The following is a 25,062-nucleotide window of genomic DNA, read 5'->3' as shown; positions in this document are numbered from 1 at the left end:
GGGCGTGCGGGTGCTCGTCACGAACGACGACGGCATCCGTGCCGCCGGGCTCCACGCCTTGGCCCGGGCACTTGCCGGGGCGGGCCTCGACGTCATCGTGGCCGCGCCCCTCGCGGACATGAGCGGCAGCGGTGCCGCCATCGGCCGGCTCCACGCCGACGAGCACGTCGAGGTGGAGCAGGTGGAGCTGCCGGGGCTGGCCGGCGTGCCCGCCTACGGGGTCGACGGGCCGCCCGCCCTCTGCGTGATCGCGGCCCGGCTGGGTGGGTTCGGCGACCCGCCGGGGCTGGTGGTGTCGGGGATCAACCCGGGGAACAACACCGGCCGGTCCACCCTGCACTCGGGCACCGTGGGCGCGGCGCTCACCGCCGCCAACTTCGGGGTGGCGGGCGTGGCCGTGAGCATCGACGACGGCGACGCCCACCACTGGGACACCGCCGGCGCGCTCGCCGTCGCCGCGGTCGAGTGGGTGCGGTCCGCCGAGGACCGCACGGTGCTGAACGTGAACGTCCCGAACCTGCCGCTGGCCGAGGTGCGCGGGGTGCGCTGGGCCCGGCTCGCCCCCTTCGGCACGGTGCGGGCGGCCATCGCCGAGGCCACCGACGGCCGGCTGCAGATGGAGCTGCGGGCCACCGGGGCCGAGCTGCCGGCCGACACCGACACCGCTCTGGTGGGTGCCGGCTTCGTGGCCGTCACGTCCATCACCGGCATCCGGTCGACCGAGCCGACCGACGTGGCCGCCCGCATCGAGCGGTCGGTCCTGCGCCGGTCCGCGTGACGCCGTGGCCGTCGCCCTGATCGCGGCCGCCATCGCCGTCGCCGGCCTGACCGTCGCGTTGGTGCTGGTGCGGCGGCAGGCCGTCGTGGCGCAGCGGCACGTCGCCCGGCTCGAGCGGACCACCGGTGACACCCGGGCCCGCGCCGCCGAGCAGGAGGCCATCGCCCACCAGCTGGCCGTGGGCCTCGACGCCATCCACCAGGGCGTCGTGCTGTGCGACGCCGCCGGGAACGTGGTGGTACGCAACCGGGTGGCCGCCGAGGTGGAGGGCGGCCGCCACGGCGACGCGCTGCTGGCCAAGACCACCGAGGATCTCCTCGAGACGGCCCTGACCGGCCGGGCGGGCAGGCGCTCCCTGGAGCTGTTCGGGCCGCCGCGGCGGACGGTGGTGATCACGGCCGAGCCGCTGGCGGCGCGCGATCGGATCAACGGCGCGCTGGCCGTCATCGAGGACATCACCGAGCGCCGGCGGGTCGACACCGTGCGGCGCGACTTCGTGGCCAACATCAGCCACGAGCTGAAGACGCCGGTGGGCGCGCTGGCCCTGCTGGCCGAGACCCTCGCCGCCGAGGACGACCCCGAGGTCTCGCGCCGGCTCACCGCTCGCATGCTCCACGAGTCGGAGCGGGTGGCCCGGATCATCGACGACCTGCTCGAGCTCTCGCGCATCGAGGCCGACGAGACCCCCGTGCGAGAGCCGGTGCCCGTGCACCTGCTGGTCGCCGAGGCCGTCGGGCGGGTGCGCTCGGCAGCGGACGCGCGCGACATCGCGATCCACGTCGACGAGCCCAGCCACCGCCTGTCCGTGGTGGGCGAGCGGCGCCAGCTGGTGTCGGCGCTCGCCAACCTGCTCGACAACGCCGTGAAGTACAGCGACGGGGGGTCCGTGGTCGAGGTCCGCACCGGCACCGACGGCTCGCTGGTGGAGCTGCAGGTGGTGGATCACGGGGCCGGGATCCCCGCGCGCGACCTCGAGCGGGTCTTCGAGCGGTTCTACCGGGTCGACCGGGCGCGCAGCCGGGAGACGGGCGGCACCGGGCTCGGCCTGGCCATCGTCCGGCACGTCATGAACAACCACGACGGCGAGGTCGCGGTGGTCTCGCACGAGGGCGAGGGATCCACCTTCACCCTGCGGCTGCCGGCCGGGCCCGGACCGGTCGCCGTCCGGCGGCCCGACGTGGCCGAGGCCGGCTGAGGCCGTGCCCGGCCCATCCCCCAGGAGGAGCACGCGATGACGCCGCCCGACACCACGGTCCTGATCGTGGAGGACGAGGACTCCTTCGTCGACGCCCTCACCGTGGGCCTCCGGCGCGAGGGCTTTCGCGTGCAGGTGGCCACCGACGGCGCGCAGGCGCTCGAGCTGTTCGACGTGGTGCGCCCCGACCTGGTGCTGCTCGACGTGATGCTCCCGAAGGTCTCCGGCATCGACGTCTGCCGTCAGCTGCGGGCCCGGTCGCGGGTGCCGATCATCATGGTGACGGCCAAGGCCTCCGAGATCGATACCGTCGTCGGCCTCGAGGTGGGTGCCGACGACTACGTGACCAAGCCCTACCGGCTGCACGAGCTCGTCGCCCGGATGCGGGCCGTGCTCCGCCGCGCGCCGGCGGGTGCCTCCGAGGAGCGCGGCGGCGAGGTGCTCGAGGTCGGCGACGTCCGCCTCGACCCCGAGCGCCACGAGGTGGTGATCCGCGGCGCCGACGCGAAGCTGCCGCTCAAGGAGTTCGAGCTGCTCGCCCTCCTCCTCGAGAACGCCGGCCGCGTGCTCACCCGCGACACCCTGATCGACCGCGTCTGGGGGGCCGACTACGTCGGGGACACCAAGACGCTCGACGTGCACGTCAAGCGGTTGCGCGCCAAGGTCGAGGACGACCCGACGGCGCCCACTCGGATCGTCACCATCCGGGGCCTCGGCTACAAGTACGAGGTGCCGAAGGGCTGACGGGGCGGCCGACCTCGCGACCGGGATCAGGGGCGGCCACTCCTACGATGGGCCCGTGAGCGATCCCCGGGGCTGGCGTCCGCTGACCCCGTCGACCGGACGGCCGGGCGAGGCCTTCGAGGCCTCCCCGTTCACCCGGCTGGCCCGGGCGCACGCCCTCACCGTGGCCGGCGACACGCTCGTCACGCTGGCCCTGGCCAACTCGCTGTTCTTCAACATTGAGCCCGACGCCGCGCGCTGGCGGGTGGCGCTCTACCTGCTGCTCACCATGGCGCCGTTCTCGGTGGTGTCGCCCCTGATCGGCCCGGCCATCGACCGGGCCCGCGGTGGTCGGCGGCTGATGGTGGTGGGCTCGGCGGCGCTGCGGGCGGTGATCTGCGCGCTCATGATCGGCGCCCTCGACAACTTGCTGCTCTTCCCGCTGGCGTTCCTGGTGCTGGTGCTGGCCAAGGGTTACCACGTGGCCAAGAGCGCGCTGGTCCCCACGACCGTGAGCAACGACGCCGAGCTGGTGGAGGCCAACTCGAAGCTGTCGGTGATCAGCGGGCTCATGGGGTTCGTGGCCGCGGTGCCCGGTCTGCTCCTGCTGTGGCTGGCCGGCTCGGAGTGGCTGCTGGGCCTGGCCGCCCTCGTGTTCGGCGCGGCGACGATCGTGGCCCTGCAGCTGCCCCGCACCCGGGTGGCCGAGCAGCCCGCGGGCGAGGCCGAGCGGGTCGAGCTGCGCGGTGCGAGCATCGTGCTGGCCTCGACCGCGATGGCGCTGCTGCGCGGCATCGTGGGCTTCCTCACGTTCCTGATCGCGTTCTCGTTCCGCAACGGCGACGCCCCCACGTGGTGGTTCGGGGCGGCCGTGGCCGCCAGCGCGGTGGGGTCGCTCCTCGGCGCGCTGGTGGCCCCCCGGGCCCGGCGGCTGGCCCGCGAGGAGGTCATCCTGATCGGCGGGCTCACGGCCACGATGGTGACGGGGCTGGTGATGAGCCTGGGCGACGGCCTGGGCGCGGCCTGTGCCACGGCGCTGGCGGTGGGCCTGGCCGCGGCGACGGGCAAGCTCGCCTTCGACGCCATCGTGCAGCGCGACGCCCCCGACGCCAACCGGGGGCGGGCCTTCGCCCGGTTCGAGACCCGCTTCCAGGTCTCGTGGGTGATCGGGGCCTTCCTTCCCGTGGTGATCCCCATCCCGGCCCCGCTCGGCTACCTGCTGATCGCCGTGGTCGCGGCCGCCGCGGGCGGGACGTACCTGGCGAGCCTGCGGCGCATCCGCCACCTCAGCGCGGCCGAGGCCGACGAGCTCCTGCGGACCCGCGCCGCGGCGCGCCGCGACCGCCTGGCGCAGGGCCGCAGCGCCCTGGCCCGCTACCGGGGCCGGGGCCGGGGCCGTGCCCGGGCCGAGGTCCGGGAGCCCGCCGGCGAGGCCGGCCCGCCCGAGCCCGTGCCCGAGGCGCCCCGGCTGTTCGAGACCGGCCCGGCACCCGTGCCCGACCCCGCCGCCGACCCGCCGCCGCCCGGCCGGGCCGGGGGCGGGGCCGACGACACCACCGTGCAGCTCGGCCTGCCCTTCGAGGAGCCCCCCTCGGCCCGGTCGCGCTGAGCCGGCCCCGGACGGGCCGGCGAATCAGTCGGGAAGGTCGATGCGGGCCAGCCACAGGCCCGGCGCGTCGACCTCGGCCGGGGTGGGCAGCTCGCGCTCCGAGCGCCACAGGCGGGTGAGCCCGTCGTCGCCGGCCCGCTCGATCACCCCGGCCACGAAGGCCTCGCCCCGGTCGTACTGCGCCTGGTCGAGGGTGAGGCCGAGCAGCCGGTCGACGAGGCGCTGCGACGGCCCCTCCTCCACCCGCCGCCGGCGGAACGCCTCGGTGAGGCGGGGGTACGAGGCGATCAGGCGGCCACCGACCCGGTCGAGCACGTGGTCGACGTAGCCCTCGATGGCGGCGGTGAGGGCGGCCAGGTGGGGGAGCAGGGCCTGCTGCCCGGGCGACTGCACCGCCCCGAGCAACACCTCGGGGTCGCCGAAGGCCTGCTGGAGCGAGGCCAGGCCCTGGGTGGGGTCGCTGGCCTCGAGCCCCTCGAGCCGCTGCTGCAGCGCGGTGGGGTCGGCCGTGAAGCCGGCCGCGTAGTCGTGGAGGAGGCTGGTCAGCCGGGCCCGCACGTGGGGCACCGACAGCACCGCCTGGTGCGCCAGCTCGTGCACGCAGATCCACAGGCGCACGTCGTCGGGCGGCAGGCTCCACGCCTCCGCGAACTCGTCGACGGTGGCGCTGACCACCAGCAGCTCGTGGGACGGGGGCCGAGGCACCGGCAGGTCGTACTGGCCGAACGAGCGTCGGGCCAGGTGGCCGAGCATGCTGCCGGCGGCCATGCCGAGCAGCATCGGGGTGAGCAGCTGCAGCAGCCCCCCGAGGAAGGCCTCGGGCCCGGCGTCGGTGCTGTCGCCCGGGGCCGAGGCCCCGGCGTCGGCGTCGGCGTCCCGCAGGGCGGTGGCCATGGCCTCGAACAGCGGGCGGTAGGTGTCGATGCTGCGCTGCACCCACACGCCGCGGTTGACCGGCACGATCGACGGAGCCCGCCCGCCGACGGCCGTCTCGAGGCCGGTCACCTCCCGTACGTGCAGGTCGGCGACCCGGCCGAGATCCTCGAGGTGGATGCGGTCGAGCGGCTCGACGTTGGGCTCCACCGCCCCGCCCGACGCGACCGACGCCGCGAACTGCCGGGCCGCGTCCCAGTTGACCGGGCCCTGCTGCTGGAGCATGCGGGCCAGGTCGCCGAGGAACGGCAGCCCGTCGAAGGGATCGGGACCGGTTGGCTCTTGGCCGCTCACAAGGGCATGGTAGGCGGGTGCACCCGCCTCCCCACATCGCCCGCCGGCCGTGAGCACCGTGGCGGTGACCGGTGCCGCCGGTCGGGTCGGGCGGCGGCTCATCAGCCGTCTCGTGGACGATCCCGAGGTGGTGCGGCTGGTCGCCCTCGACGTCGGCCCGGTGCCCGACCCGCCTGCGGGCATCGAGCAGCACGTGGCCGACGTGACCGTCGCCGACCTGGTCCCCCTGCTCGACGGCGTCGACACGCTGATCCACCTGGCCTCGGTGGCCGGGCCCGACGTGGGCGACGACGTGTCGGAGCGGGTGATCCTCGACGGCACGCGCCGGGTGCTGGCCGCGGCGTCGGACGCGGGGGTGCGCCACGTGGTGGCCGTGAGCGGCGCGGTCGTCTACGGGGCGTGGCCGAACAACCCGGTGCCGCTCACCGAGGACGCACCGCTGCGCCCGAACCCGGGGTTCGGGCTCGCGGTGCAGCTGGCGCAGGTGGAGCGGGTGCTGGCCGACTGGGCCGACGATCACCCCGGCGCCACGGTCGCCGTCCTGCGGCCGGCGCCGGTGGTCGACACCGACGGTCCGGGCTGGCTGGCTCGGGCCCTGCGGGCCGGGGTCGGGCTCCTGGGTGACGACGAGCCGCCGGCCCAGTTCCTCCACGTCGACGACCTGGTCGCCGCCATCGACACGGCCCGGCGCGGCCGCCTCGACGGCCCGCTCAACGCCGCGCCCGACGGCTGGGTCGACGCCGAGACCCTCCGGTCGCTCGAGGGGGTCGCGCCCCGGCTGCGGCTGCCCGACCGGGTGGCCCGCCAGGTGGCGTCGTGGGGGTGGCAGCTGGGCGAGGGCACCGCGCCCGCGGGGTTGGTGCCGTACACCCGCCAGCCCTGGGTGATCGCGAACGACCGGCTGCGGGCCGCCGGCTGGGTGCCGGCCCACACCAACGAGGAGGCCTTCGTGGTGTCCCACGAGGGCACCTGGTGGCAGCACGTGAGCCCGAGGCGCCGCCAGGAGCTGGCCCTGGGGGCCGCCGGCGCGCTGCTGCTGGCGTCGACGGTGGGGGTGGTCTGGCTGGCCCGCCGGGCCCGGCGCGCCGCCCGGGCGTCGGCCGGGTAGACGCCGGTCGGCGCGGCGCGGCCGTCGGCGCGGGCTACGAGGCGCCGGTGGGCCGCTCGCCCAGCACCACGGCCAGGTTGAGGGCGTCGCTGCCTCGGCGCAGGGTCACGTCGACCGTGACGCCGGGGCGGTGGTGGCGCAGCGCGGCGACGAGCTCGCCCATGGTGCGCACCGGGTCGGTGGCGATGCCCACGATCACGTCACCGACCAGGAGCCCGGCCGCCTCGGCCGGCCCGCCGGCCGTGATCTCCTCGATGGCGACCCCGCCCGGCGTCTGCAGGGCCGCGGCCCGCTCGGCCGTCAGGTCGGTGCCGCCGATGCCGAGCCACACGTGGTGGGCCCGGCCGCTGGCGATCAGGTCGTCGGCCACGGTGCGGGCCACGTCGATCGGGGTGGCGAACCCGAAGGCCTCGACGCCGGCGTCGGCGACCGCCACCGCGGTGGTGATGCCGATCACGGCGCCCGTGCCGTCGAGCAGGGCCCCGCCCGACGAGCCGGGGGCGATGGGGGCGTCGGTCTGGATCATGTCGTAGAAGGTGGGGCCCACCGTGGTCGCGACCCGCCGGCCCAGGGCGCTGACCACGCCGACGGTGACCGAGGGTCCCCCCGCCAACCCGAGCGGCGAGCCGATGGCGATGGCCGTCTCGCCCACCTCGAGGCCGTCGGCGCTGCCGAGCGGGGCGGTGACCAGCCCCTCGGCGTCGACCTTGACGACGGCCACGTCGGTGAGGGCATCGCTGCCCACCACCGAGCCGGGCAGCTCGCGACCGTCGGCGAGCACGACCGTGATGGCGACGGCGCCGTCGACCACGTGGCCGTTGGTGAGCAGGTACCCGTTGTCGCGGAACACGATCCCCGACCCGCGGCCGGCGCCGGCGGGGGCCTCGACGTCGAGGCGCACCACGGCGGGAGCGACCGCGTCGGCGATCTGCACCACACCGTCGGCGCGGCCGAGCGGGTTGGTGGCGGCGGCCACCGGCTGGACGGCCTGCCGCTCGATCACCTGGCGCTCGACGACGCGGGTGGCGAACCCACCGGTGGTGGCCACGACGGCGGCCACGACGAGCGCACCGGTGAGGCCGGCCGCCAGCGCCACGCCCCAGACCCGGCGGCTGCCCGCTGCGGGCGGCGCCGGCGGCACGGGCGGGGGCTGCGGGGACGCCGCGGCGATGGGGCCGAGCGGGGCGGTCGATGCCAGCTCCGAGGGGTGCCGCCAGAGCCGGTCGTCGGGTGGGAGGGGCGAGCGGAACGGCAGGCCGTCGGCGTCGTCGTCGTCGTCCCACTCCACGGCCCCGAAGGCTACCGGTCGGGGTTCGGCAGGGGACCGCGCCCCGGCCGGCGGTTGCCGTGGGGCGGGCCCGGGTGCTCCCGGGGCCCGGCGCGCCCGGGGCGCGTAGCATGGGCCGCATGGCCCGAGCGATCGAGCCGCCCCCGTCCGGAGACACGTGGGTGGGGCTCACGGCGGCGCCACTGCCCGTGGGCGTCGCCCACGACTGGGCGGCGCGCCCCGACTGCGGAGCGGTCGTGCTGTTCAGCGGCACGGTCCGCGACCACGCCGCGGGCCGGCCGGGCGTCGACCGGCTGGAGTACGAGGCCTACGACGAGCAGGTGGGGCCCCGGCTCCTGGCCATCGCCGGCGAGGCCCGGGCCCGCTGGCCCCGGGTCGGCCGGCTGGTGCTGGTCCACCGGGTCGGGGTGCTCGGGGTCGGCGAGCCGTCGGTGGTGGTCGTGGCGTCGGCGCCCCACCGGCCCGACGCCTTCGCGGCCGCCCGGTTCTGCATCGACGCCCTCAAGGCCACCGTGCCCATCTGGAAGCGGGAGCGGTGGGAGGGCGGCGAGGCCTGGGGCCTCGATGCGTCCGAGATCGCCGAGGTGGCCGACCTCCGATGAGCTCGGTGGCCTTCCTGCTGATCGCCGTGTGCGTGAGCCTGGTGGGGATCGTCGTGCTCGTGCTGCGCAGCCGCCAGCCCCGCAGCATCGACTCGGGGATCCGCGACTTCGAGCGGGAGATGCGGGCGCTGTCGCCCGAGACCCGGCCCGGGCGCTTCCGGCAGAACCGGTCGCACGAGCCGCGGACGCCGCCCATCCGACCCTCCGAGGGCCGCCCCCCCGGCCCCGAGCAGAGCTCGGAGTAGGCGCTGGCCCGCGACCTCGCGATCGACCTGGGCACCGCCAACACCCTGGTGTACGCCAAGGGTCGCGGCATCGTCCTGCGCGAGCCGACGGTGATCGCGCTCAACAGCAACACCGGCGAGGTCCTGGCCATGGGCCAGGAGGCGTGGCAGATGATCGGGCGCACCCCCAGCTACATCGTGGCCGTGCGCCCGCTCCGCAAGGGCGCCATCACCGACTTCGACGTGACCCAGCGGATGATCCGGCTGCTGCTGCAGCGCGCCGGGGTCAGCCGCTTCAACCGGCCGCGCGTGGTCATCTGCGTACCGTCGGCCATCACCGAGGTGGAGCGGCGGGCGGTCACCGAGGCGGCCCGCCGGGCCGGCGCCGCCGACGCCCAGCTCATCGAGCAGCCGCTCGCCGCGGCCATCGGCGCCGGCCTCCCCATCCACGAGCCGGTCGGCAACATGGTGATCGACATGGGGGGCGGCACCACCGAGACCGCGGTCATCTCCCTGGGCGGCATCGTCGCCCTGCAGGCGATCCGGGTCGGCTCGTTCGACATCGACGCCGCCATCCAGAACTACCTGCGCCGCGAGTACGGGGTGGCCATCGGCGAGCGCACCGCCGAGGAGGTCAAGATCGCGATCGGCTCGGCGGCGCCGGTGGCCGACGACGTGCGGGCCGAGGTGCGGGGCCGCGACCTCACCACCGGGCTCCCGAAGGCGGTCGTGCTGCACCCCGTGGAGATCCGCGAGGCCATCGAGGAGCCGGTGCGCTCGATCGTCGACTCCGTGGTGTCGTGCCTGGCCCAGGCGCCGCCGGAGCTCTCGCACGACTTCCTCACCGACGGCATCTGGCTGGTGGGCGGGGGCGGGCTGCTGCGCGGCCTGGAGGTGCGCCTGGCCCGGGAGACCGAGGTGCCGGTGCACCGGGTCGACACGCCGCTCGAGTGCGTGGTGCTCGGCGCCGGCCACTGCATCGAGAGCTACGACGCCCTCCGCGTGATGTTCATGGGCGCCCGGGGCTGACCGCCGCGGCCGACGCCTGCCCATGCCGGGCTGACGCCGCCGGTCAGCCCTCGTCCACCAGGTCCTCGGCGGCCTGGCGCACCTGCCAGTCGCGGTCGGCCCGGGCCCGCTCGAGGGCGGCGTCGACCTCGGGCCCCTCGAAGGGTGCGAGGGCGATCACGGCCCGGCGCCGCACCGTGGCCCGGTCGCGGGTGGCCGCCAGGACGGCGGGCAGGCCGTCGGGGTCGCCGATGGCGCCCAGGGCGGCCACCGCCGCCTCCCGCACCAAGGCGTCGTCGTGGCCCGTGGCCAGGGCGCCCAGCCGGGGAACCGTGCCCGGCTCGACCGGCCGGCGCTCGCCGCAGGCCCAGGCGGCCGCCTCCACCACCGTGGGGTCGGGGTCGTCGAGCAGGGCCACCAGCGAACCGCCCCGGTGGGTGGTCGCCACCCGGGCGGCACGCCGCCGCACGGCCGGGTGGGGGTCGGCCAGGGCGGCGGCCAGGTGGGCCTCGCGCAGGGCGCCGAGCCGGGCCAGGGCCGCCAGCGCGGTGGCCCGCACGCCGGGGTCGGGGTCGTCGAGAAGGGCCTCGGCGTCGGCCGGCGGCCCGCGGTGGCCGGCCCGGGCCGCCCGACGGCGACGCGCGAGCCGCCCGTCGCCGTCGGTCACGCCGGCCGGCGCCCGCGACCCGGCGATGCGTCCGTCACGAGACGGCGTCGCGGAGCACCAGGTACGCCACGGCGACGACGATGCCGATCGCCAGGGCCACGCCCAGGCCGATCAGCGCGAGCAGCACACCCAGGCTCAGCCCCGACCGCAGCCGCTGCCACCAGCGGACCCGGTCGGCCTCGACCAGCGGGGTCCAGCCCTCGTCGGGCACCGGCCCGGGCGGGCCCGTGCCGGCCGGGCGGGCGCGGTCGCTCCGGCGCCCGGGCGTGGCAGGCTGGCCCCTGCCGAGCAGCACCACGCCCAGCACGGCGACGACCACGACCCCGACGGATACGGCGCTGACGACCCGAGTGGACACCCAGGACGTGATGGTACCGGCCGGCGGCGAGCCGGCTCCGGAGCGCCCACCGCACCGCCGCTGGAGGGGGTGGGGTTGGTGGCTCCTGGGTGCGATCGTGCTCGCCGGCCTGGTGGGTTCGGCCTTCGTGCGCCTGCCCTACTACGCCCTCTCGCCGGGCCGGGCGACCGCCACCCAGGATCTGGTGGAGGTGCCCGACGATCTGCGCAACGCCGACGAGGGCGAGGTGCTCTACCTGACGGTCTCGCTGCGCCGGGTGACGCCCCTGCGGGCCCTGACCGGGTGGCTCGATCCCGACGTGGAGATCGTGCCCGAGGAGCGCATCCTCGGCTCGCGGACCCCGAGCGAGAACCGCGAGTACAACCTGGAGCTGATGGACATCTCCAAGCAGGTGGCCATCTACGTGGCCCTCGAGCACCTCGGCTACGACGTGGTGGTCGACGGCGGAGGCGCGCTGGTGCAGGAGATCGACCCCAGCGTGCCCGCCGCCGAGGTGCTCGAGCCTGGTGACGTGATCGTGTCGGCCGCCGGGGAGCCGGTGGTGTTCTCGGAGGATCTCCGGGAGATCGTCGTGGGCTTCGCGCCCGGCGACCGCATGGTGCTCGGCATCGAGCGGGGCGACGAGGGGGAGCGCGACGTGGAGGTGGCGCTGGCCGACCGGGGCGACGGCACGCCCATGATCGGCGTGGCCACCGTGACCCGCACCCCGGTCGGCTTCGACTTCCCGATCGACGTCGACATCGACTCGGGCCGGGTCGGCGGCCCGTCGGCCGGCCTGGCCTTCGCCCTGGGCGTGCTCGACGTGCTGACGCCCGGTGACCTCACCGGCGGCGGCGCCGTGGCCGTCACGGGCACCATCGATCCCGGCGGCGAGGTCGGACCGGTCGGCGGCGTGGCCCAGAAGGCGGCCGCCGCCCGGTCGGCCGGCGCCGAGCTGATGCTGGTGCCCGAGGACGAGGCGGACGAGGCCCGCGCCCACGCCGGCGGTCTGCGCGTGGAGGGGGTGGAGACCCTCGACGAGGCCCTCGCGGCGCTGGCCGAGCTGGGTGGCAACGCCCTCGCCCTCGGCCAGCCGGGGGCCGAGGTGCCGGCGGCCTGATCCGGCCGGGAGCGAGCGGCGGCGGGGTCGGCGGGCCCGGCGCGAGCAACCACCGCTGGCGGCGGGGCCCGCCGTACAGTTGGGCGCAATGCCCGCCGAGCGGCCGCCCGATGCCCCGCTGCACCCCGACGTGGTGGCGCGCAAGACGTTCAGCACGTCGTTCCGCGGCTTCGACCAGCTGGAGGTGCGCGCCTACCTCGGGTTGCTGGCCAGCGAGCTGCGCAGCGTCCGCGAGCGTGACGACCGGCTGAGCCAGCAGCTCGCGGAGGCCGAGCGGCGCGCCGCCCGGGTGGCCGAGCTCGACGACGAGCTCCTGACCCAGCGTCTGGGTGAGGAGGCCGTCCGGGTGCTGAGCGCGGCCCGCGAGGCCGGCGAGCAGATCCGGGCCCGCGCCGAGGCCAACGTGGAGCGGATGCTGCGCGAGGCCCAGGCCGAGGCCGCCCAGCGGCGCCAGCACGCCGACCAGCTGGTCGCCGAGGCCAGGGCCCAGGCCGAAGCCCTGCGCGAGCAGGCCAGCGGCCAGGCTGCGGCCGAGGTCGAGGCCGCCCGGGCGCGGGGTCGCGACATGTTGGGCGAGGCCCAGGCCCTGCGCGAGCGGGTGCTCGAAGACCTGGCCCGGCGGCGCCGGCTGGTGCGGGCCCAGGTGGAGCAGTTCCGTGCCGCCCGCCAGCGGCTGCTCGACGCCTACGACGTGGTCCGCCAGACGCTCGAGCAGGCGGTGGGCGAGCTCACCCTGGCGCTGCCCGAGGCCCGGGCGGCGGCCGAGGCTGCGGCCCGGCGGCTGGCCGAGGAGGAGCCCTCGGGCGAGCTGGAGGCGGTGGAGGCCGAGCTGGCCGACTACCTGGCCGAGCTGCCGGTTGCCGCCGCGCCGGCGGCGCAGGCCGAGGCGCCGGCGTCGTCGCCCCCGGCCGAGGCGCACGACCAGGCCGCGCCGGCCGGCCGCGAGCCCGTCGCGCCGGGGGGCCCGGCCGAGGCGCCCTCGGGGGGGGGGCGGCGCCGCGCCGCGAGCGCAGCCGGCGCCGGGTGCGGAACCGCCAGGAGGCCGTGCCCGCACCGCCCGACACCGACGAGCTCGAGGGCGTTCTGATGCTGGGCCGGCTCCAGGGCGCCCCCGAGGGCGAGCCGGCCCCGGTCGAGGCGGCGAGGCCGGGCGGCGAGGAGGCGGCCGAGCAGGGCCAGGACGACGAGGCGGAGCCGGCCGAGGCGGTCCCCTCGGAGCGGGCGGAGGAGGCCCTGCCGGGCGAGGACGAGGCGGCGGAGCCGGGCCAGGAGGTCCCGCCGGGGCAGGTCGAGGCGACCGCTGGCTCGTCGGTCGACGTGCTGTTCGCCCGCATCCGGGCCGACCGGGCCGACGCCGTGGCCCGCGCCGAGCGGGTGCTCGCCGACGCCGGCGACGAGGGGGCCGGCGCGCCGGGCGACCTCGTCGCGGAGGCCACCCCCGGCGAGGGGCCCGAGCCGGCGGTCGTGGTCGACGAGCGCGGCAGTGCGCCCGAGCCGGCGGTCGTGGTCGACGAGCGCGGCAGTGCGCCCGAGCCGGCGGTCGTGGTCGACGAGCGCGGCAGTGCGCCCGAGCCGCCGGCCGTCGAGCCGGAGGCCTCCGGCGAGGTGGCACCGTCGCCGGCGGCCACGCTCGTGGCCGAGCGCGACGCTGCGGTGGCGCCCCTCGAGCGGGCCCTGTCCCGCAAGCTGAAGCGGGCGCTCGACGACGAGCAGAACGAGGTGCTCGAGCGGCTGCGCCGCGACGGCCCGTCCGGAGCGCTGGCCCTGCTGGCCGGGGCGCAGCGCGCCGAGCGGCTCCGCGCCTCGGCCCTGGCCGTGCTGCGCGACTCGGTCGCGGCCGGTGTGGGCTCGGTGCCGGCGCCCGGCGGCCGCGTCCACACCGACGCCGCGGTCGCCGACTCGCTCGAGGGGCTGCTCGCCGAGCTCGGCCTGCCGCTGCGCGAGCGGGTGGAGGCCGCCATCGACGAGGGGCCCGACGACCCCGAGGACGTGCTCGCCGACCGGATCCGCTCCTGCTACCGCGAGTGGAAGACGCGCCGCGTCGACGAGGTGGCGGCCAACGCCGTGCTCGGCGCGTTCGGCACCGGGGCCTTCGAGGCCCTGCCCAGGGGCACCAGGGTCCGCTGGGTCGTCGACCCCGGCGGCCAACCCTGCCCGGACGCCGACGACAACGCCCTGGCCGGGGCTCTCCCGAAGGGTGAGGTGTTCCCCACCGGGCACCGGCACGCGCCCGCCCACCCGGGCTGTCGCTGCCTGGTCGTCGCCGATCCCGGCTGAGCCGCCCCCGCCTCCTCCGAGGTGGGGCCACCGCCCCCGCCTCCGATGCCTCCTGGCGGCCGATCGTCGGTAGTGTGCGGCCCATGCGGAGCCCTACCGACATGCCGGGTCGCGCACCGCGGCGTCGCAGCGGGCTCTCCCGGGGCCGGGTGCTGCTCATCGTGCTCGCCGTGGCCCTGTTCGTCCTGGTCACGTCGCTCCGCGGGCTGGCCGGCTTCTACACCGACTACCTGTGGTTCGACTCCCTCGGGTTCGCGGGCGTGTGGGGCGGGGTGCTGGGCGCCAAGATCGCCCTGACCGTGATCTTCACCGGGCTGTTCTTCGTGCTGCTCTGGGTGAACCTGCTCATCGCCGACAGGATCGCCCCGAAGTTCCGCCCCCCGGGCCCGGAGGAGGACTTCGTCGAGCGCTACCGGGAGCTGGTCGGCCGGCGCACGGGAGCGGTGCGGGCGGCGGTGGCGCTGGTGTTCGCCCTGATCGCCGGGCTGGGCGTGTCGGGCCAGTGGAACGACTGGATCCTGTTCACGAACTACCAGAGCTTCGGGGTGAAGGACCCGCTGTTCAACACCGACGTCGGCTTCTACGTGTTCCGCCTGCCGTTCCTGTCGTTCGTGGTGAGCTGGCTGTTCGCGGCGTTCGTCATCATCATCATCGTCACCGCGGTGGCCCACTACCTCAACGGCGGCATCCGGTTCCAGACCCCGATCGAGCGCGTGACCCCGCAGGTGAAGGCCCACCTGTCGGTGCTGCTGGGCGTGCTGGCCCTGCTCCGCGCCGCCGGCTACTGGCTCGACCGGTACAAGCTCACGTACTCCACGCGTGGCACGGTCGACGGCGCCACCTACACCGACGTGAAGGCGCAGCTCCCGGCCATCAACCTGCTCATCCTCATCTCGCTGTTCGCCTTCGTCCTGCTGCTGGTCAACATCCGCCGCCGGGGCTGGGTGCTGCCGGTGATCGCGGTGGGCCTGTGGGCGTTCGTGGCGGTGGTGGCCGGCGCGATCTACCCGGCGTTCATCCAGCGCTTCCAGGTGGAGCCCGACGAGTCCACGAAGGAGAAGCCGTACATCGCCCGCAACATCGAGGCCACCCGGGCGGCGCTGAACCTCGACGAGGTCGAGGTCGACGACTTCGCTTACCAGGACGACCTCACGGTCCAGGACCTGCGGGACAACGCCCAGACGCTCCGCAACGTCCGCCTGCTCGACCCGGCCATCGTGGAGCCCACCTTCCAGCGCCTCCAGGGGATCCGCGCCTTCTACCGGTTCAACGACCTCGACGTCGACCGCTACCAGCTCAGCGACGAGACCACCCAGGTGCTGCTGTCGGCCCGCGAGCTCGACACCGCCGAGGTGCCCCAGCAGTCGTGGGAGGGCCGCCACCTCGCCTACACCCACGGCTACGCGGTGGCCATGGCCCCGTCGAACAGGGTGTCGGCGTCGGGTCGGCCCGACTTCAACATCCGCGACCTGCCGCCCGTCGGCCTGCCCCAGCTCACCCGGCCCGAGATCTACTTCGGCGAGAACCTGGGCAGCTACGCCATCGTCGACACCAACCGCGACGAGGTGAACTACGTCCGCGCCGACGGCACCACCGAGGTGACCCGCTACTCCGGCGAGGGCGGCGTGGGCATCGGGTCGTTCTTCCGCCGGGCCGCCTTCGCCCTCCGCTTCGGCGACATCAACCCGCTGATCTCCGACTTCATCACCGGCGACTCGCGCATCCTGTTCATCCGTGACGTGAGGGAGCGGGTGCAGACGGTGGCGCCGTTCCTGCGCTACGACGCCGACCCCTACCCGGTCGTGCTCGACGGCGAGCTGGTGTGGGTGCTCGACGCCTACACCGTCACCGACCAGTATCCCTACGCCCAGCGGGCCGTGACCGGTCAGCTGCCGCCGGGGAGCGGCCTCGACACCCGCTTCAACTACGTGCGCAACTCGGTGAAGGCGGTGGTCGACGCCTACGACGGCACGGTCACCTTCTACATCTTCGACGAGCAGGACCCCATCGCCGAGGCGTACCGGCAGGCGTTCCCCGAGCTGTTCAAGAGCCGTGACGAGCTCCCCGAGGGCCTCGAGGACCACCTGCGCTTCCCCGAGGACCTGTTCCGCACCCAGACCACCATGTGGGGGCGCTACCACCTCGAGGACGCAGCCGAGTTCTACGCGCAGACCGACTCGTGGAGCGTGGCCCAGAGCCCGGGCACGATCGTGGGGGCGCCCACCCAGGAGACGGCGACGACCAACGCCCAGGGCGAGCTGGGACCGGCCCGCGAGCGCCGCATCGACCCGTACTACCTGCTCATGCAGCTGCCCGACTCCGAGGGCCAGGAGTTCGTGCTGCTGCGGCCCTTCGTGCCGTTCTCCGAGAACGACAGCCGCAAGGAGCTCGTGGCGTTCATGGTGGCGCGGAGCGACCCGGAGAACTACGGGAAGCTCCAGTCGTACGTGATGCCCCGCAACCGGCTACCCGACGGGCCCGCGATCGTCGACGCCACCATCAACTCCCAGGAGGAGATCTCCCGCGAGATCACGCTGCTCGACCAGCGGGGCTCCACGGTGCTGCAGGGCAACCTGCTCCTGATCCCGGTGGAGGACTCGCTGATCTACGTCCGGCCCCTGTACGTGCAGGCCTCCGGGGCCACCGCCGTGCCCGAGCTCAAGAAGGTGATCGTGAGCTACGCGGGGCGTGCGTTCATGCGCGACACGCTGCCCGAGGCGCTGCTGGCCATCTTCAGCGTCGACATCCCGGCCGACCAGCTGGCCGCCACCCTCGAGGAGATCTTCGGCACGCCGGTCGAGCCCGGTGCCGGTGGCGACACCGGGGACACGGGTGGCGGCACGGGCGGCGAGGTCACGCCCCCGCCCGAGGGTGCCACCGTGAGCGAGCTGCTGGCGCAGGCGGCGACCGCCTTCGCCGAAGCCGACGCCGCCCTGCGGGCCGGCGACCTGGCCACCTACCAGGCGAAGGTGGAGCAGGCCCGGGCCCTGGTGGTGCAGGCCGCCACCCTGGCCGGCGTGGAGGTGCCCACCACCCTGCCGCCCGACACCTCGACCAGCGAGACCACGCCGCCCGACACGTCCACGATCGGCCCGCCCGACGAGAGCACGTCGACGACGGCTCCCGAGGACACCACGACCACCGGGGGCGAGCAGGCCCTGGCTCGCGCCGGCCCCCTCGCCGTCCGCTGACCCCCGCGGGCCCGCGTCGCCTGCACCGGTCTCCATCGCGCCGGCCGTCCGCCGGTCTCCGCCGGCCGTCCGCCGGTCTCCATCGCGCCGGGCACCCGTGAGCGTCGTCCTTCGCGTTCGAGACGTGGGTGCCGGCTCTTGGCGCGCGCTCGGCCCTTGTGGGTGTCGTTTGGCGCGATGAAGACCGGGGTGGTCGTGTCGGGCGGAGGCGGCGGTGGGCCCCCGGCCGGTCCCGGCGCCCAGTGCCGGGTGCGGGGCGCCGGGTGTCGGGTGGTTGGCGCGCGGTGCGTCCCGGCTGCGGGATGGGGTTGACTGGGGTGACGCAGATCGAGGAGGTCGCCGTGGCCGAGCCCACGCTGTACCAGTTGGTGGATCGGGCCCTCGCCGATGTCGACGGCATCGTCGCGGCGGTCTCGCCCGGCGACTTCGGCCGGCCGACGCCGTGCGCCGAGTTCGACGTGCGGGCTCTCCTCGGCCACTTCGTGGGCGGCCTGCGGTCGTTCGCCGAGCTGGGCGAGGGCGGCGAGATGCGCTTCGACCTCGATCCCGACCTCGACCGCGAGAGCGCCGTCGACGAGTACCGGGCGGCGGCGGCCCGCATCCGGGCGGCTTGGGCCGACCCGGCCATGGCCGGCCGGATGTTCGCGGCGCCGTGGGGCGAGTCGCCCGGCTCCCAGATCCTGGGGTTCATGCTCCTCGAGGTGGTCACCCACGGGTGGGACCTGGCGCACGCCCTGCTGCTGGAGCGCACCGTCGACGCCGAGCTGGCCGAGGCGGCCCTGGCCGGAGCGCAGGCCTCGATGGACGAGTCGGCCCGCGTGCCCGGCCTCTTCGGCCCCGAGGTGGCCATCGCCGCCGACGCCCCCGCCCCCGACCGGCTGGCCGCCTTCCTCGGCCGCACGCCCTGAGCGGCGACGAGCCCGCCGCGGTGGCGGGCGGGCCGGCGTGGCTGGCGGCCGGCGAACACGAGGTGGCCGCGGCCCCTGCGGGCTGGCTCTCCCCCGAGGAGCTGGCCGTACAGGAGGGGCTGCGGTTCGCCAAGCGCCGCCTCGAGTGGACGCTGGCCCGGTGGACGGCCAAGCAGGCGCTGGCCCGGGCGCTGGGGCTGCCCCTCGACGGGCCCGACCTGGCGTCGATCGTGCTGCGCCGGGCCCCCGACGGTGCCCCCGCCCCTTCGTGGGGGATGGCCCGGCGCCCGCCTCGCTGTCGATGACCGACCGGGCCGGGTGGGCGGTCTGCCTGGTGGGGCCGCCGGGCGTCGGCCTGGGGGTCGACCTGGAGCTGGTGGAGGAGCGCAGCAGCGCCTTCGTGGGCGACTTCCTCACGCCGGCCGAGCGGCGGGTGGTCGACGGGGCGGCCGATGGCGACGAGCGCGCCCTGCTGGCCAACCTCATCTGGTCGGCCAAGGAGAGCGCCCTCAAGGTGCTGCGCACGGGCCTGCGCCGCAGCACGCACAGCGTGGAGGTGCGGCTGGACGCTGAGCCCGGCGCCGCGCCCGAGGGCGGGTGGCGCCCCCTCGAGGTGCGAGCCGAGGAGGGTGCGGTGTTCCCGGGCTGGTGGGTGCGCTTCGGGGCCTTCGTGCTGACCGCAGCGGCCACGGCCGAGGTGGCGCCGCCGACGTCGATGGTGGAGCCGCCGGCCCTGGCTGCGGCCACGCCCAGCCACTCCTGGCTCGACGCGCCGCTGGCCTGACGTCCCGGGTTGGAGCGTCGCGCCGCCCCTGCTACCCTCGTCTCTCGCGACGCGGGGTGGAGCAGTCTGGTAGCTCGTCGGGCTCATAACCCGAAGGTCGTAGGTTCAAATCCTACCCCCGCCACTCGATGAACGCCCAGGTCACATGACCTGGGCGTTCGCCGTTGTCGGGAGCGCGTCACCGGCGGCGTCTACCGGCTCCGCGACGTGCGAGTCGTTGACCTGGGGTTACGCGGCAAGCTGGCCGGTAGACGTCTACCGGCTGGCGGTGGCGACGAGCGTGGCGAACCGCTCCGCAGCGGCGCCGCTCATGCCCGGCAGCAGGTGCTGGTAGGTGTGCATCGTGAACGCGGGGTGGGCGCGACCGAGGCGCTCGGACACGACTTCGATCGCGGTGCCGTCGGCGACGAGCAGCGACGCGTGGGTGTGGCGCAGGTCGTGGAACCGAACCCGGGGCAGCCCGCTGCGCTGCACGATGCGGTCGAACAGTGGGCTGATCGATTCGGGGTTGAGGAACCGGCCGGTGGTGTTGCAGAACATCCAGTCGTCAGGCCCGCACGGCAACCCATCGTGCCCGAGCTGTCGTCGCCACCGTCGAAGCTCGTCCAGGGTGGCGCGGTCGATCTCGACGCTTCGGCGGCTGGTGCGCGTCTTGGGTGCGAACTCGACGGGGCGGCCGCCGACGTTCTGCAGGGTGCGTGACACCGACAGGCGGGAGTGGGGGACGCCGAGGTCGGACCATGTGAGCCCGACGCTGCGGGAGATCTACACCGCGCCCAGCGAGACAGCCGCCCGGGCCCGCTTTGACGAGTTCGCCGCCACCTGGGGCGACCGCTACCCGGCCATGATCGGGACCTGGAACACCGCGTGGAGCGAGTTCGTGCCGTTCCTCGAGTTCCCCGTCGAGCTCCGCACCATCGTGTACACCACGAACGCGATCGAGAGCTTGAACGCCCGGTTCCGCAACGCCGTCCGCCACCGATCCCACTTCCCCAATGAGCAAGCCGCCATGAAGGTCCTCTACCTCGTGGCCACCGAGAAACGGCCCGGCCGGTCCAACCCGACCGGGAGGATCAACAGCTGGAAGCCCATCCTCAACGCCCTGACCATCCACTACGGCGACCGCCTCCAGGCCGCCCAATGACCATGACCACCACGCCCGGTTACACAGACAACCGGACAGTCCCGTCTCGCGGCCAGTCGGGTTGTGGGGCGATCATGCCGCGTTGACTGCCGGTGTGTTGAGTCGTTCGTGGTCCGCGGGCGGCGCCGTCTCCTCGCACTCGGCGGTGGACGAGCCTCCATGCTGCCGGCCGTCGTCGAAGACGGATCGCTTCATCCGGGTCCGCACGCACGACTCGTTCGTCGCCGTGGCTGACAGCGTCGACGACGACCGTCGCGCCCTCGACGCCCGCTTCCGACCCGCCCGCGGATGAGGTGCATGCGTGCTCGACCGCGCCGTTCGAACTGTCGGTGGCGCTGAGAACAGTGCTTATGCCTCCAGATGGACGTCGTTGCTGACGACGAGGAGTGCTGGCTTCGTTCGAGCCGGTACGCGCCTGGTGGAGGTACGGTTGGGGCGGTGGATGTGACGTCGGTGATCGAGACCCGTCCGGGGGTGCGCAGCGGCAAGCCGTGCTTCGTGGGTACGCGGATCACGGTGTACGACGTGTTGGAGTACTTGGCGTCGGGGATGACGGCGGAGGAGATCGTGGCGGACTTCCCCGAGTTGTCCGGGGAGCACGTCCGTGCCGCCCTCGAGTTCGCGGCGTTGCGTGAGCGGCGTCTCGCCACGGCGTGAAGCTGCTGTTCGACCAGAACCTGTCAAGGCATCTGGTCGGCCACCTGCGCGACGTGTTCCCGGAAAGCGAGCACGTCACCGGCCTGGGCCTGGAGACCGCCACGGACCGGGAGATCTGGGAGTTCGCCCGCGCACACGACTACGTCATCGTGTCGAAGGACTCGGACTTCCGTCAGCTCGCCTTCCTGTTCGGCTCGCCGCCCAAGGTGGTGTGGCTCCGCGTGGGCAACGCTTCGACGGCGACGGTCCTGCAGGTCATCCTCGACCGCGTGGACGTCATCGAGGTCTTCGCGGGCAGCGAGGACGAGGCGTTCCTCGTGGTGCCCGGGCTGTCGCCCTGAGACCGCTGACGAGCGACACTCGATCTGTCCGCATTCCCGTAGGTCACCTGACCATCACTTCGTCGGCCGGTCCAGCGTTGCGATGCATCGTCGAACACGCTGCGCTGCCGCGCTCGTTAGTGGCTACACCACGGCCCGTACCCGCTTGTTCTCGGCGGCAGCCAGCTTCGCGGCGAGCTTCTCCGCCTTGGCCCGGTCGGTGCCAGCCGAATGCCACCGGCGAACCTCCTTGCCGGTCACCGGGTCGCGTCCCTCGTAGATGACCGCGTAGAACCGGCCTCGGCGTTGTGCGACGTATCCCTTCATGGTGTGCCTCCTTCAGGCGCGATCCCGGTGGTCGGGACCTCGGAGGAACAATCGGTAGAACACTCGATCTCCCGCTGATGAGTCGACGCGCCGCGGGATCGGATCGTCGAGGGGTCGAAGTTCCAGGGCAGGAACCGTGTGGCCGATCGCGTGGACCGAGCGCAGATCTCCCGGGTCTGGCGGGAACCCGGTCCCTTCCGCTCGGGAAGCGGCATGGGTGACGATCGGCGTCATGAGATCGACTCGTTCCCTCCTTGCTGTTCTTGCTGTCTCGTTCCTGGTCGTCACCGGTTGCGGCGACGACGGCGACGGCTCTTCGACCACAAGCAGCACCTCGGGTGCTCCGAGCACCTCGGGTGCCTCGAGCAGTTCTGGTACCTCACCGGCAGGCTCCGAGGCGGCGTTCGTTGATGAGGTCAATGCCATCTGCGTGGAGTCCGGCTCCGCCATGGGGGAGATCTTCGGGCCGTTGGCGAGCAGCGGCGGAGCGCCGTCGCCGGCGCTGTTGCAGTCGACCTACGACGCCCTGCTCGCTCAGCTGCGGGGCGAGCAGGCAGACCTCGAGGCGCTGACTCCGCCGGCCGATCTGCAAGAGGATTGGGATGCGTTGGTGGCGGCGCATGCCGACGCCGTGGAAGTGGTGGAGGAACAGGGCTTGGGCTACTTCGACGACCAGTCGAATCCCTTCGCCAGTGTTGAGGCGATGGCGACCGAGATGGGCTTCGAAGCCTGTGGGAGCGGGCAGGGGTAGCGGTCGACCGTCGTGGTCGGCTGTGTCACCTTTGGAGCGGTGGGTCAGACGGCAGGTCGGCGTTGATGAGGGCTCGGGTTTCGCGGAGCATCACTGTCGCGCTGCTCGTGCCCACTGCGCTGGTGCTCGCCGCCGGGGTGTGGCTTGACGCCCTGCACGTCGGCATCGACTTCGACGGAGCGGTACCTGAGCCGACCGGAGCCTTCGTGTGGGTGCAGGGCGCCGCCGCTGTGGTGTGGTCGGCGGCGGCGATCATCCTGCTGAGGCGTCCTGAGATCGGTTGGTCGTTGCTGAGTGCGGGCGCTGCGCTGTCTCACGCGCTGGCCATGGCTGGGTTTGGGTGGGCGGTCCAGTCAATTGCCGTAGACCCGGCGCTGCCGGGTGCAGACGTCGCGGTGTGGCTGGTGTCGTGGACGCTCCCCGTGGAGGTGATCGTGCTCAACTGGATGGTGGTCACGCTGCCGGACGCGCGTCTGCCCAAGGGGTACTTGCGGTGGCCCGCCATCTTCTCGGTTGCCGCGCCGGTGCTCGCTGTCGGGGTCACCATGGTGACCGAGCTCGACGTATCTGGTTCTGACTTCGGTGACCGCACCAACCCCTTGGCCGGCGGACTGTCGATTCCAGGGTTCGTCCCATTCCTCTTGATCGCCCCCACAGCAGTCACCTGCCTTTGGGTTGCCTGGGTGCGATGGCGCCGCTGCTCGGCGGAGACCCGTGCAGCGATGCGCGCCGTGGTCGTGTTCGCGGCCGCTGGGCTGGCAGTGCCATTCGTGGTCGGACTCGGTCCGGGCGTCGGGGCCGCCCAGGTCATCACGTCGCTCCTGTTGCTCGCCCTGATCGCGGTCGTGTTGCGTCATGGCGTCTTCGGGATCGACACGGTGCTGGAGCGGGCGCTGGCCTACTCCCTGCTCACCGGGCTGCTCCTGGTCCTCTACGTGGCGCTGGTGGCTCTCTCCGACGTGCTGTTCGAGCGCGCCGTTCCGGCGGTGGTGGCGGTTTCGGTGGCGTTGGCCGCGTTGCCGATCCGAGATGTGCTCAGCCGAGCAACGGCCCGGTTCGTCTTCGGCGACCGGGACCGACCCCAGGACGTGGTGGAAGCGGTCGCCCGGCGAGCGGCTGACCCCGGGCCGCCAGAGGAGATGTTGTCCGATGTGATCGAGGAGATCGCTGCTCGCCTACGCCTCGATCACGTCGTGGTGCGCACGACCGGCCATCGCGAGGCACTTGCCAGAGCTGGTCAGCAGCAGCCGACTCCGGTGCACCAGATCGAGGGGGATGTGGTGCACGTGGATCTCACCCACCGCGGTCGGTTGGTCGGGGTGTTGGAGGCCGGCGCTCGTCGCGGTGAGGATCAACTGCACCTGGCTGACGTCCAAGCCCTCGAACGTCTCGCCCCGCAGATCGCCGGGGTCGTCGATGCGGCCGCCACGACCGCTGCGCTCCGGGCCAGCCGGGATCGAGTGGTGCAGGTGCGTGAGGAGGAGCGCCGGCGACTCCGACGTGACCTGCACGACGGGCTGGGCCCGGGCCTCACTGGGATCGCCTTCACGATCGATGCTGCCCGAAACACGATCAGTGCTGACCCCGATCGTGCCGATGAGTTGCTGGCGACCGCTCGGGGCGAGCTGACCGACGCGCTTGCGGAGGTCCGGCGGGTCGTGGACGGTCTGCGCCCGCCCGCGCTCGACGACCTGGGGCTCGCGGGATCGATCCGTCAGCACGCCAGCCGATTCCCGGCGATTTCGGTGGTGGTGCAGGACGACGGCACGGTGGGCGCACTCCCGGCCGCTGTCGAGGTCGCCGCGTACCGCATCGCAACAGAGGCGCTCACGAACACCGCTCGACACGCGCGCGCACAGAACGCCAGGGTGTCACTTCGCACGAACGGGTCGTTCGAGGTCGAAGTCATCGATGACGGGACCACCACGACAGCGTGGACGCCCGGGGTCGGCTTGTCCTCGATGCGTGAACGTGCCGCCGAGGTCGGTGGAACTCTCACGACCGGACCGTTGCCGCAGGGCGGAGGTCGAGTGCTTGCCAGGTTCCCGGTCGAGCGATGACCCCGCAGATCCGCGTCCTGGTAGCTGATGACCACGCCGTCGTGCGCTCGGGGCTGCGCGCCCTGCTCGACACGGTGGATGACATGGAGATGGTCGGCGAAGCCGGCGATGGTCAAACAGCCGTGGAGTTGGCCGACGAACTGCTCCCCGACATCGTGCTCATGGATGTGCAGATGCCGACGGTGAACGGCATCGAGGCCACCCGCGCCATCGCCGCGGCTCATCCCAGCGTGGCGGTGATCATCCTGACCATGTACGAGGACTCCGACACCTTGTTCGCCGCGCTCCGGGCCGGTGCGAGGGGATACCTGCTCAAGGGCGCAGATCAGACCGACGTGCTGTACTGCCTGCGATCGGTCGCCGCCGGGCATGTCACACTCGGCCCGGGAGCTGCTGAGCGCGTTCTCGAACGGTTCTCGACACACGAGAGCCCTCCGGTCGTGTTCCCGGAACTGACCGATCGCGAGCGATCCGTTCTCCAACTCGTGGCCGACGGACACAACAACGCAGTCATCGGCCGGCAACTGGGACTCGCCACCAAGACCGTCGCGAACCACGTTTCGAACATCCTCACGAAGCTGCAGTTCGCCGACCGGGCCGAAGCCATCGTGCGCGCCCGCCAAGCCGGTCTCGCAGATGACTCCGGGCCGTCCGATGGCGGAGCGCGGAGGTAGTCGTCTACTCGTCGACGCTCAAGGCCAGATCCACTTCGGGGTCGTGCCCGGTACGGTCGTCCGAACCGCCTCGCGTCGAGTTC

The 25,062-nt window shown here is 73.9% G+C and carries 27 protein-coding genes and 1 tRNA gene; 22 read left to right on the top strand and 6 right to left on the bottom strand.

The window, feature by feature from the left end:
• The first annotated feature begins 4 nt into the window (after positions 1 to 4).
• Genes IPM45_08045 through IPM45_08030 form a run of 4 tightly spaced genes read left to right on the top strand, consistent with a single transcriptional unit; the run spans position 5 to position 4,305 of the window.
• Entirely contained in the window at positions 5 to 778 is a 774-nt protein-coding gene (locus IPM45_08045; protein MBK9179520.1) for a 5'/3'-nucleotidase SurE, read from the top strand.
• Between the two features lie 4 nt (positions 779 to 782).
• Positions 783 to 1,973 (top strand): two-component sensor histidine kinase, encoded by a 1,191-nt coding sequence (locus IPM45_08040; protein MBK9179519.1) that lies wholly within the window; start codon positions 783 to 785, stop codon positions 1,971 to 1,973.
• Positions 1,974 to 2,009: 36 nt separating this feature from the next.
• Positions 2,010 to 2,717 (top strand): response regulator transcription factor, encoded by a 708-nt coding sequence (locus IPM45_08035; GenBank protein ID MBK9179518.1) that lies wholly within the window; start codon positions 2,010 to 2,012, stop codon positions 2,715 to 2,717.
• Between the two features lie 55 nt (positions 2,718 to 2,772).
• Positions 2,773 to 4,305 carry an MFS transporter gene (locus IPM45_08030; protein ID MBK9179517.1) on the top strand — a complete coding sequence of 511 codons (1,533 nt, stop codon included), beginning with the start codon at positions 2,773 to 2,775 and terminating at the stop codon, positions 4,303 to 4,305.
• A gap of 24 nt (positions 4,306 to 4,329) precedes the next feature.
• On the opposite strand, the gene IPM45_08025 is transcribed toward IPM45_08030, so the two are convergent.
• Positions 4,330 to 5,532, bottom strand: a complete 1,203-nt coding sequence (locus IPM45_08025; GenBank protein ID MBK9179516.1) for a zinc-dependent metalloprotease — start codon at positions 5,530 to 5,532, stop codon at positions 4,330 to 4,332.
• A 49-nt stretch (positions 5,533 to 5,581) separates the two neighbouring features.
• On the opposite strand from IPM45_08025, the gene IPM45_08020 reads away from it, so the two are divergent.
• Positions 5,582 to 6,640, top strand: coding sequence for an NAD-dependent epimerase/dehydratase family protein (locus tag IPM45_08020; GenBank protein MBK9179515.1), 1,059 nt, complete (start codon positions 5,582 to 5,584; stop codon positions 6,638 to 6,640).
• A gap of 34 nt (positions 6,641 to 6,674) precedes the next feature.
• On the opposite strand, the gene IPM45_08015 is transcribed toward IPM45_08020, so the two are convergent.
• Positions 6,675 to 7,781 (bottom strand): trypsin-like peptidase domain-containing protein, encoded by a 1,107-nt coding sequence (locus IPM45_08015; GenBank protein ID MBK9179514.1) that lies wholly within the window; start codon positions 7,779 to 7,781, stop codon positions 6,675 to 6,677.
• 50 nt (positions 7,782 to 7,831) lie between these two features.
• Here IPM45_08015 and IPM45_08010 point away from each other — a divergent pair, with 50 nt between their 5' ends.
• From IPM45_08010 to IPM45_08000, 3 genes are read left to right on the top strand one after another with little or no spacing between them, the layout of a single operon-like run.
• Complete coding sequence (locus tag IPM45_08010; GenBank protein MBK9179513.1) at positions 7,832 to 8,530, top strand: molybdenum cofactor biosynthesis protein MoaE; 699 nt, start codon at positions 7,832 to 7,834, stop codon at positions 8,528 to 8,530.
• On the top strand, positions 8,527 to 8,775 hold the full coding sequence (locus IPM45_08005; protein ID MBK9179512.1) for a hypothetical protein: 249 nt from the start codon (positions 8,527 to 8,529) through the stop codon (positions 8,773 to 8,775). The genes IPM45_08010 and IPM45_08005 overlap by 4 nt, the downstream gene beginning before the upstream one ends.
• A gap of 3 nt (positions 8,776 to 8,778) precedes the next feature.
• On the top strand, positions 8,779 to 9,783 hold the full coding sequence (locus IPM45_08000) for a rod shape-determining protein (GenBank protein ID MBK9179511.1): 1,005 nt from the start codon (positions 8,779 to 8,781) through the stop codon (positions 9,781 to 9,783).
• 43 nt (positions 9,784 to 9,826) lie between these two features.
• On the opposite strand, the gene IPM45_07995 is transcribed toward IPM45_08000, so the two are convergent.
• Complete coding sequence (locus IPM45_07995) at positions 9,827 to 10,429, bottom strand: HEAT repeat domain-containing protein (GenBank protein MBK9179510.1); 603 nt, start codon at positions 10,427 to 10,429, stop codon at positions 9,827 to 9,829.
• A 34-nt stretch (positions 10,430 to 10,463) separates the two neighbouring features.
• Positions 10,464 to 10,787, bottom strand: a complete 324-nt coding sequence (locus IPM45_07990; GenBank protein ID MBK9179509.1) for a hypothetical protein — start codon at positions 10,785 to 10,787, stop codon at positions 10,464 to 10,466.
• Between IPM45_07990 and IPM45_07985 the strand changes: the two genes are divergently transcribed.
• The 8 genes from IPM45_07985 (at position 10,780) to IPM45_07950 (ending at position 19,170) form a co-directional block, all read left to right on the top strand.
• Positions 10,780 to 11,886, top strand: a complete 1,107-nt coding sequence (locus tag IPM45_07985) for a PDZ domain-containing protein (protein MBK9179508.1) — start codon at positions 10,780 to 10,782, stop codon at positions 11,884 to 11,886. The genes IPM45_07990 and IPM45_07985 overlap by 8 nt on opposite strands.
• Before the next feature lie 88 nt (positions 11,887 to 11,974).
• Positions 11,975 to 12,973: a DivIVA domain-containing protein gene (locus tag IPM45_07980; GenBank protein ID MBK9179507.1), complete on the top strand. Its 999-nt coding sequence runs from the start codon at positions 11,975 to 11,977 to the stop codon at positions 12,971 to 12,973.
• Positions 12,931 to 14,163, top strand: a complete 1,233-nt coding sequence (locus IPM45_07975; protein MBK9179506.1) for a hypothetical protein — start codon at positions 12,931 to 12,933, stop codon at positions 14,161 to 14,163. The genes IPM45_07980 and IPM45_07975 overlap by 43 nt, the downstream gene beginning before the upstream one ends.
• Before the next feature lie 83 nt (positions 14,164 to 14,246).
• Complete coding sequence (locus IPM45_07970; protein MBK9179505.1) at positions 14,247 to 17,354, top strand: UPF0182 family protein; 3,108 nt, start codon at positions 14,247 to 14,249, stop codon at positions 17,352 to 17,354.
• A gap of 317 nt (positions 17,355 to 17,671) precedes the next feature.
• Positions 17,672 to 18,262 carry a TIGR03086 family protein gene (locus tag IPM45_07965; protein MBK9179504.1) on the top strand — a complete coding sequence of 197 codons (591 nt, stop codon included), beginning with the start codon at positions 17,672 to 17,674 and terminating at the stop codon, positions 18,260 to 18,262.
• Positions 18,263 to 18,282: 20 nt separating this feature from the next.
• Positions 18,283 to 18,567, top strand: coding sequence for a hypothetical protein (locus IPM45_07960; GenBank protein MBK9179503.1), 285 nt, complete (start codon positions 18,283 to 18,285; stop codon positions 18,565 to 18,567).
• The gene (locus IPM45_07955; GenBank protein MBK9179502.1) at positions 18,564 to 19,046 is read left to right on the top strand and encodes a 4-phosphopantetheinyl transferase family protein; all 483 of its coding nucleotides are present in this window, start codon (positions 18,564 to 18,566) and stop codon (positions 19,044 to 19,046) included. Before IPM45_07960 ends, IPM45_07955 begins: the two co-directional genes overlap by 4 nt.
• Before the next feature lie 50 nt (positions 19,047 to 19,096).
• Positions 19,097 to 19,170, top strand: a tRNA-Met gene (locus tag IPM45_07950).
• Positions 19,171 to 19,301: 131 nt separating this feature from the next.
• On the opposite strand, the gene IPM45_07945 is transcribed toward IPM45_07950, so the two are convergent.
• Entirely contained in the window at positions 19,302 to 19,751 is a 450-nt protein-coding gene (locus IPM45_07945) for a site-specific integrase (protein MBK9179501.1), read from the bottom strand.
• A 37-nt stretch (positions 19,752 to 19,788) separates the two neighbouring features.
• Between IPM45_07945 and IPM45_07940 the strand changes: the two genes are divergently transcribed.
• From IPM45_07940 to IPM45_07930, 3 genes are all read left to right on the top strand, one after another.
• The gene (locus tag IPM45_07940; protein ID MBK9179500.1) at positions 19,789 to 20,190 is read left to right on the top strand and encodes a transposase; all 402 of its coding nucleotides are present in this window, start codon (positions 19,789 to 19,791) and stop codon (positions 20,188 to 20,190) included.
• Positions 20,191 to 20,550: 360 nt separating this feature from the next.
• Positions 20,551 to 20,847, top strand: a complete 297-nt coding sequence (locus tag IPM45_07935) for a DUF433 domain-containing protein (GenBank protein ID MBK9179499.1) — start codon at positions 20,551 to 20,553, stop codon at positions 20,845 to 20,847.
• Positions 20,844 to 21,188, top strand: a complete 345-nt coding sequence (locus IPM45_07930; GenBank protein ID MBK9179498.1) for a DUF5615 family PIN-like protein — start codon at positions 20,844 to 20,846, stop codon at positions 21,186 to 21,188. The genes IPM45_07935 and IPM45_07930 overlap by 4 nt, the downstream gene beginning before the upstream one ends.
• Before the next feature lie 123 nt (positions 21,189 to 21,311).
• Here IPM45_07930 and IPM45_07925 read toward each other — a convergent pair whose 3' ends face one another.
• Entirely contained in the window at positions 21,312 to 21,494 is a 183-nt protein-coding gene (locus IPM45_07925) for a hypothetical protein (protein MBK9179497.1), read from the bottom strand.
• Between the two features lie 217 nt (positions 21,495 to 21,711).
• On the opposite strand from IPM45_07925, the gene IPM45_07920 reads away from it, so the two are divergent.
• The 3 genes from IPM45_07920 (at position 21,712) to IPM45_07910 (ending at position 24,979) form a co-directional block, all read left to right on the top strand.
• Positions 21,712 to 22,245, top strand: a complete 534-nt coding sequence (locus IPM45_07920; GenBank protein ID MBK9179496.1) for a hypothetical protein — start codon at positions 21,712 to 21,714, stop codon at positions 22,243 to 22,245.
• 107 nt (positions 22,246 to 22,352) lie between these two features.
• The gene (locus IPM45_07915; protein ID MBK9179495.1) at positions 22,353 to 24,305 is read left to right on the top strand and encodes a hypothetical protein; all 1,953 of its coding nucleotides are present in this window, start codon (positions 22,353 to 22,355) and stop codon (positions 24,303 to 24,305) included.
• The gene (locus tag IPM45_07910; protein ID MBK9179494.1) at positions 24,302 to 24,979 is read left to right on the top strand and encodes a response regulator transcription factor; all 678 of its coding nucleotides are present in this window, start codon (positions 24,302 to 24,304) and stop codon (positions 24,977 to 24,979) included. Before IPM45_07915 ends, IPM45_07910 begins: the two co-directional genes overlap by 4 nt.
• Positions 24,980 to 25,062: the final 83 nt, after the last annotated feature.

This window comes from Acidimicrobiales bacterium (genome assembly GCA_016716005.1).
GTDB lineage: Bacteria > Actinomycetota > Acidimicrobiia > Acidimicrobiales > JADJXE01 > JADJXE01.
Note: the sequence above shows the minus strand (reverse complement) of the source record. Positions and strands in the feature narration are given on the sequence as shown.